The 5,826-nt window shown below is 59.6% G+C and carries 6 protein-coding genes; all 6 read right to left on the reverse strand.

Going from position 1 to position 5,826, the window contains the following annotated elements; all coding sequences use genetic code 11:
* Positions 1-54 precede the first annotated feature (54 nt).
* Positions 55-1,206, reverse strand: coding sequence for an acyl-CoA dehydrogenase family protein (locus tag ACRESD_RS23395; RefSeq protein ID WP_431753073.1), 1,152 nt, complete (start codon positions 1,204-1,206; stop codon positions 55-57).
* 3 nt (positions 1,207-1,209) lie between these two features.
* Positions 1,210-2,313, reverse strand: a complete 1,104-nt coding sequence (locus ACRESD_RS23400; protein ID WP_431753074.1) for an enoyl-CoA hydratase/isomerase family protein — start codon at positions 2,311-2,313, stop codon at positions 1,210-1,212.
* A gap of 131 nt (positions 2,314-2,444) precedes the next feature.
* A complete protein-coding gene (locus tag ACRESD_RS23405; protein ID WP_431753075.1) occupies positions 2,445-3,155 on the reverse strand; it encodes an HPP family protein in 711 nt (236 codons plus the stop codon).
* Positions 3,156-3,319: 164 nt separating this feature from the next.
* Positions 3,320-3,508 (reverse strand): hypothetical protein, encoded by a 189-nt coding sequence (locus ACRESD_RS23410; protein WP_431753078.1) that lies wholly within the window; start codon positions 3,506-3,508, stop codon positions 3,320-3,322.
* Between the two features lie 303 nt (positions 3,509-3,811).
* Positions 3,812-5,434, reverse strand: a complete 1,623-nt coding sequence (locus ACRESD_RS23415; protein WP_431753076.1) for an ArnT family glycosyltransferase — start codon at positions 5,432-5,434, stop codon at positions 3,812-3,814.
* A gap of 3 nt (positions 5,435-5,437) precedes the next feature.
* A partial coding sequence (locus tag ACRESD_RS23420; protein WP_431753077.1) for a UDP binding domain-containing protein occupies positions 5,438-5,826 on the reverse strand: 389 nt, incomplete at its 5' end.

Genomic DNA, 5,826 nt, shown 5'->3' on the forward strand with positions numbered 1-5,826 from the left:
ATCCACCGCTATCGGGAGCAAGCCCCCTCCCACATTTAGTTATCAGGGTGTCAATTAGAGTTGGTAGTTCTTCAGTTCCCGCGCAATCACCATCCGCTGAATCTCGCTGGTGCCTTCATAAATCTGCGTGATCCGTGCATCCCGGTAGTAGCGCTCCACCGGGTAATCCTCCAGGTAGCCATACCCGCCATGTACCTGCATCGCCGAAGAACAGACCTTTTCGGCCATTTCCGAGGCAAACAGCTTGGCTTGTGACGCTTCCGAGAGACACGGCTTGCCAGCACTGCGCAGGCGTGCGGCGTGCAGTATCAGCAAGCGTGCGGCATTGAGTTGGGTCTGCATGTCTGCCAGCAGATTGGCCACGCTCTGGTGCTCGATGATTGGCTTGTTGAACTGCACACGATCCCGGGCATAGGCCAACGCTGCTTCAAACGCCGCACGGGCGATACCCAGAGCCTGGGCTGCAATCCCAATGCGACCCCCTTCGAGGTTGGACAAGGCAATGGCCAGGCCCTTGCCACGCTCACCCAGCAGGTTGGCCTCGGGCACGGTGCACTGGTTGAGGGTCACGGCACAGGTGTCCGAGGCACGAATGCCCATCTTGTGTTCGGTGCGGTCGACCACGAAGCCCGGGGTGTCGGTAGGCACCAGGAACGCGGAGATACCTTTCTTGCCCAACTCCGGGTCGGTGACCGCGAACACAATGGCTAACCGAGCGCGCTTGCCATTGCTGACAAACTGCTTGGCGCCGGTGATCACCCACTGACCATCGCGCAGTTCTGCACGGGTGCGCAGGTTATGGGCTTCGGAACCGGCTTGGGGTTCGGTCAGGCAGAAGCAACCAATGGCTTGGCCGCTGGCAAGGGCAGGCAGCCAGGTCTGTTTCTGTTCTTGTGTGCCGAAGTTGAGGATTGGCCCGCAACCCACTGAATTATGGATACTCATCAGTGCGCCTGTAGCCCCATCGCCGGCGGAAATTTCCTCGACCGCGAGGGCATAGGCGACGTAGTCGACATAGGTGCCGCCCCATTCTTCCGGGACCACCATGCCGAGCAGGCCCAGTTCGCCCATCTTCGCTACCAGCGCGTCGTCAATCCAGCCGGCTTTCTCCCAAGCCTGGGCATAGGGGGCGATTTCACCACGGGCAAAATCGCGCGCCATGTCGCGGATCATTACTTGTTCTTCTGTGTATTCAAGATCTTGCATGGCTTATCTCGCAACCGACGCGAAGTGATGGAAAAAACTATCGACATGGCCGGCGTCCAGGTCCTGGAGTGTCGACGGGTTCCAACGAGGGCTCTTGTCTTTGTCGATGATCAGGGCGCGAACCCCTTCGATCAGGTCGCCACGTTCGAACCATTGTCGATCCAGGTGCAGCTCCAGCGCAAAGCACTGCTCCAGCGGCAGGTGACGGCCACGACGCAGCATTTGCAGGGTGACGGCCATGGCCAGCGGCGAGCGGGTTTGCATCAGGTTGGCGGTGGTCAGCGCCCATTCATGGCTGTCGGCAACGGTCACGACGCGTAGTTGCTCGACGATGCTGGGCACGTCCGGCAAGGCGAAGAAATGGTCGATGGCGGGGCGCAAGGCTGCCAGCGGAGGTTCAGGCAATTGCTGCACCGCGAGTTTGGCGAGAACGCCTTGCAGGTCCTTGAGCGGGGAGTCGCGCCATTGCAGGTGATCGAGTTTCTGATCCAGCTCCGCAAGCTTGGCGCTGTCGAGGTGCCAGTCGGCCAAGCCGCAATACAGCGCGTCGGCCGCACGAATCTGCACCCCGGTGACGCCAAGGTAAATCCCCAGTTCGCCGGGAATGCGTGGCAGGAAGTAGCTACCGCCTACATCCGGGAAGTAACCGATGGCCACCTCAGGCATCGCCAGACGGCTGCGCTCGGTAACCACGCGCAGATCCGCGCCTTGCACCAGCCCCATCCCGCCGCCCAGGACAAAGCCATCCATCAGGGCGAGTACGGGTTTGCGGTAGTGGTGGATAGCCAGGTCGAGGGCGTATTCCTCAACGAAGAAGTCTTGGTGCAAGGTGTCGCCGTTCTTGAAGCTGTCATACAAGGAACGGATATCGCCCCCGGCGCAAAAAGCTTTCTCGCCGGCACCGCGCAGTACCACCGCGTGAACCTGCGGGTCATCGGCCCAGGTCTGCAATTGCGAGGTCAGGCGCCGCACCATGTCCAGGGTGATAGCGTTCAAGCCTTCGGGGCGATTGAGGGTGAGGTGGCCGATGTGGTTGCGGACCTCGGCCAATACCTCCTCCTGAAGACTACCGGCGCTGCTTGCTTCGGATGAAACCTGAGCAGTCATCTCTAACTCCCTGCTTTTATTGTTCTTTATCAAGATGTTCGCGGGCGAACCATCTCGCGATCGTACCAGTGCAAATTTGCCCAGTACAACCCGGAATCATGCAGGTCGTTTTTGCATTTATGCAGGGGCTGTCACGCCGCGCGATTGGCGAGGACTTCACCGATACTGCGGCGTCGTGCATGGCTCTGCGCTGTGTGAATCAAATGCTCAAGCTCGGTGGGTTCCACGTCATAGAACTGCTCCATTTCGGCCAGGGCAAGTTTCAGATCCTCGGCTGTGATCATCGGGTCTACGGCCTGTGATGGAGTGCTCGGTATGAGCGCCGGGGACTCGACGAGCCCCTTGGGGTATCGCGTGCGAGTAGCATTGTTGTAGGCCAGTGCACACGCCAACAGAGCGCCTGCGCCGAGCATGACCGGCGCCAGCTCATGCCAGCCGAGGGCGATGGATGCCGGGTCTGCCAATACCAGCGTCATTGCCAACCCTCCGGCGGGCGGGTGCAAGCAGCGCAGCCAGCAAATCAGCACAACGGTCATGCCTGCCGCGAGACAAGCACTGCCCAAGGTGCGGCCCAATACGCGAGCCACTAGCAGCGCGACGACACCGGCACACAAGTAACTGCCGATGATCGACCACGGCTGTGCCAGCGCCCCGGAAGACACGGCAAACAGCAGCACCGCGGAAGCCCCCAGCGGGCCCAGCAGATGCAAGGCGACTTCCATGCCAAATACTTGGGCGCATACCCAGACACTGAGCATCGTGCCCAAGGCCATGCCAATAGCGGCACGACTCCATTCAGCAGGGCGGGTATTGATTGCAGCGGGTAACCAGCGAGCGAGCATTAAAAGAGGTCCGTAAACAGCGGGCGAAAAAAAAGGCCTGCCTGGTTTCCCGGAAGAGCCTTTTGAAAGTTCCAACATTTGGGGGAGGAACCTGCGCAGTGTGCCGAGCTTGCTCCATTGGCGCAAATGCATATTAATGAAGATTAAATGCAGTAATAATGCATTCAAATCACTTCGTCGAACCTGATAGCGGGGGCCTTGGGTGTCATCGGTGCATTGGTTTTACCCAACACACGGCTATAGGTTTCTTCGTTGAACCAGCGTTTTTGCAGATCTTCCTGTAGCGCGGGCTCGTTGGCCAGCGGCCCTTTCAACGCCACCAGGGCGTCGCGTAACTCCATCAGCCGGTCCAGCCCCGGTAGCGGTATTAGCAATAGATCCTCACGCACGGCATCGCCCTCTCAATGAAGTAAACCAGCGCTTGGCCTACAGCGCCCTTGTTGTCATGCAGGGTGCTTTAACCCGTGCCTGGAGGCGGGGCGGTAGATAGTTAACGCACTTGGCAAGCGAGTCTACATTTGGTCTCCTAGCGCCGGAAGGGGAAGTTCAGCGGCCGTTACGCAAAGGTATGTAGGTGTTTTCTTGGGGGGCATAATGAAAAACGCCCACTCGTTGAGGAGTGGGCGTTCTTTCTTACGAGGCGACAGAAAATTCAATCAAGGAAGTGCGGTTTTCACCAGATGCAGTAGCACATAAGGGTTCTTGTCGAACTCCCCAGTGAGTGTCGGCGTGATCGAACGCAGGCGTGGATCGGTGAGCCCTTCAAAGTCAGACTGGCTCATGACCAACCAGGCCGGCGCCTGGATCACTGCCAGCTCGGCAGGCAATTGGGTGAACAGCGGCACCTTGTCACAATCGAAGTTGACCATGAACTTGATGGCTTTCGCGTCTTTGCCCAAGGCATGCAGTACCACCGGCGCGGGCTCCTGCAGGATCTGCGTTTTGACCGCGAGGGTGAACGTACGCGTGTCGTACAACGAACGCTCCAGCGGTTCCACGACCACGATATAGGTGGACCAAATCGCAAGCACCGCGGCCAATGCCGGACCGAAAGGACGCAACCGCGCCTTGAACAACGCCAGCAGCGCCAGGACCTGAAGCACGCCCAGCAGCACGAAGATCAGGCCCAGGCTATCGAGCTGTGCCGGGTAACGCTTGCGCGCAACCACCAGACCGATTGCCAACAATCCCGGCAACAGTGTCCAGATACCCAGCATCAAGCCGCGCAACCAGGCGAACAGCCGTCCTTGAGTCACTTGGAAGGGGTACGCCGCAATAATCGCTGCCATCGGTAGCATCGGCAGGATATAGCGTGCTTTTTTCGCCTGGGGCACCGACAAACCGAGCATCACCAACAAGCCAGCCGCCGCGCAATAGAGCACCAGCTTCAACGCCGGGTCTGGTTCGCGTCGGCCGCCAATCACTACAACCAACAGCACCAGGAGTGCAACCGGGTAGGCCAAGGCATAGTTGCCCATGGAGCTGGTGAAGTAATACAGCACACCGCTGGAGCCTTCAGTGCCATCCATGCGACCGAGGAACTGCATGCGGATGACGTCCTGCATGAACACTTCACCGCCGCTGAGCTTGGCCAGCAGCAGCAACAGGCCCACACACGCGGCCAGCAGTGCCAGTGCCAACAAGCCAAAGCTGAACATCTGCCGCCATTGGCGGTTGATCAGGTAATAGCTGCACAGCACACCGGTAGGAATCACCAGGCCGATCGGCCCGCGAATGGCAAAACCCAGAATCACCAGCAGGAACAGCCAATGCAGACGCTTGGCCGCACCGAAATGATCGTGGGCATAACCCAGGTAAAACACCGTCAAGGTGACAGCGGCGAGCATCTGGTCCAGGGAGACCGCACGGGTCTCGCTGATGAACGTGCTGCTGAGCAGCAACATGGCGATGCTCAGCACGCCCCAGCGCGGGGAGTAGGGCGCGGTCAGGCGATACACCAGGACCACGATGAATGCCGAGGCGATAGCCGTCGGCAGCCAGGCCGTCAGGCTGGTGACCTGGCCCAGCGGCAAGGACAGCAGCCAGGTCAGCAGGGTTGAGGTCGCCAGGTAGTCGGCATAGGGTTGGCCGTAGGTCGTAGGGAAAAAGCTCGGCCCATGGCGCAGCATTTCCTGGGCAAACAACACAAAGCGCGAGTCAAACCCGATGATCGCCTGGTGCCAGTTGCCGGCGATGAACAGCACCAGTGCCAAGAGCCCAAGCCCCAGTGACTGGTAACGAATCGTTGCATTCAGCAGGGGCGGTTGAGCTTTGTTCACGTATCAGTCTTCCTTGACCTGTGGTACCCAGTTTTGCTGGGGAATGGGCAACTCGCAGGAGTCACCGCGACCCATTGGGAAATACTTGAAGCCTTTACGGGCCAGACGCTCGCCGTCGTACAGGTTACGACCGTCGAAGATCACCGGGTTTTTCAGGCGCTGCTGGATCAGATCGAAGTCCGGCGCCTTGAACTGCTGCCACTCGGTGCAGACGATCAGCGCATCGGCGCCGCTCAAGGCCGACTCCGGGGTGCCCAACAGGGCCAGGCGTGGCTCGTCGCCATAAATACGCTGGGTTTCCTGCATGGCTTCCGGGTCGAACGCACGTACATTGGCGCCGGCGGCCCATAGGGCTTCCATCAGCACGCGGCTTGGCGCATCGCGCATGTCGT

It is taken from the genome of Pseudomonas sp., from assembly GCF_050739995.1.
Lineage (GTDB): Bacteria > Pseudomonadota > Gammaproteobacteria > Pseudomonadales > Pseudomonadaceae > Aquipseudomonas.

Bases quoted from the DNA above. Each gene is read 5' to 3' on its own strand.
- ACRESD_RS23395 (WP_431753073.1), bottom strand. From the start codon at position 1,206: ATGCAAGATCTTGAATACACAGAAGAACAAGTAATGATCCGCGACATG.
- ACRESD_RS23400 (WP_431753074.1), bottom strand. From the start codon at position 2,313: ATGACTGCTCAGGTTTCATCCGAAGCAAGCAGCGCCGGTAGTCTTCAG.
- ACRESD_RS23405 (WP_431753075.1), bottom strand. From the start codon at position 3,155: ATGCTCGCTCGCTGGTTACCCGCTGCAATCAATACCCGCCCTGCTGAA.